The organism is Xanthomonas sp. SHU 308, from assembly GCF_000364645.1.
GTDB classification, from domain to species: domain Bacteria; phylum Pseudomonadota; class Gammaproteobacteria; order Xanthomonadales; family Xanthomonadaceae; genus Xanthomonas_A; species Xanthomonas_A sontii.
In genome coordinates this window covers 1-1,104 of sequence record NZ_AQOK01000565.1, presented here as the reverse complement: position 1 = coordinate 1,104, position 1,104 = coordinate 1, and the positions used below count along the sequence as shown (strand labels likewise).

The following is a 1,104-nucleotide window of genomic DNA, read 5'->3' as shown; positions in this document are numbered from 1 at the left end:
CCGCTCGGCGCTCGCCTTGGCCGGCGCCGGCGCCGGGGCGGTCCGCGCGGCGCGGCGGTCGGGGGTGTAGCGGCCGATCACGCTGCAACTGGCGCCGGACACGCGCTTGCTGCCGTAGCTGGGCACGCCATCGTTGCCGGTGCACTTGTACAGGGTGCCGGCGCTGGCCGGCGCAGCCGTCAACGTGGCGAGTCCCAGCCCCAGGAGCCACAGCATCCCCTTCATGGCGGCGAGTGTCCCAACTTCCCCGCCGCTTGCCAAGTCCGCACCGCCCGGGGCCGGAGCAGCGCCGGGCGGCCAGTGCGCTCTCCCCGTCCGTATCACCTACTCTACCGGTGCCGGCTCCGGCACCTGCTCCAGCAACGCGTTCAGCACCCCGCGCAGCGCCGTCCGCACCTCGGGCGTGGCCTCAAGCTCGGCGAACGGCACGCCGATGGTCAGCAATTGCGCCGCCAGCCACGGCACCGCGTCGGCCAGCAGCGACAGCCGGCAGTGGCCGTCGGCCTCGTCCTGCAGGGTGCCGCACCACAGTGGAATGCGCGCCCCCAGCTCGGCGGCGCTGCCACGCAGCCGCACACTGAGGGCGAAACCCATCGCCTGCGGGCTGTAGCGGATCGCCGCGTCGACCATGGCCGCCGGTTCCTGCGGCGGCAGGCGCAACGCCACCGCCGCGCCGAGCTGCAAGGGCGGCACGATGCGTTCGGCGCGGAAGGTGCGCCATTCGGCACGATCGCGGTCCCAGGCCAGCAGGTACCAGCGGCGGCCGGCGTTGACCAGGCGCAAGGGTTCGACCAGCCGCTCGCTGGCGCGCCCGGAATGGTCGCGGTAGGCGAAGCCGAGCAGGCGCCGGTCGCGGCAAGCGCTGGCGACCCCGATCAACACCCGCGTATCCGGCCGCAGCGGATCCTGGCCCAGCGCCAGGGTCGCCCCCTGCAAGGCCTCGGCGCGCTGGCGCACACGTGTCGGCAGCAGCGGTTCGAGCTTGGCCAGCACCCGCACCGCGGTGTCCTCCAGGCCGGCCATGCTGGCGCAGGCCGCGCGCAGCGCCACCGCGACCGCCACCGCCTCGTCCTCCTCGAACAGCAGCGGCAGCATCTGCGCGCC

Annotated in this window: 2 protein-coding genes; both read right to left on the bottom strand. The window is 74.5% G+C overall.

The features are described 5' to 3' along the window. A partial coding sequence (locus D588_RS0116650; protein WP_026143803.1) for a DUF4124 domain-containing protein occupies positions 1 to 225 on the bottom strand: 225 nt, incomplete at its 3' end. A 99-nt stretch (positions 226 to 324) separates the two neighbouring features. Then, a partial coding sequence (locus D588_RS0116645; RefSeq protein ID WP_017916783.1) for a WYL domain-containing protein occupies positions 325 to 1,104 on the bottom strand: 780 nt, incomplete at its 5' end.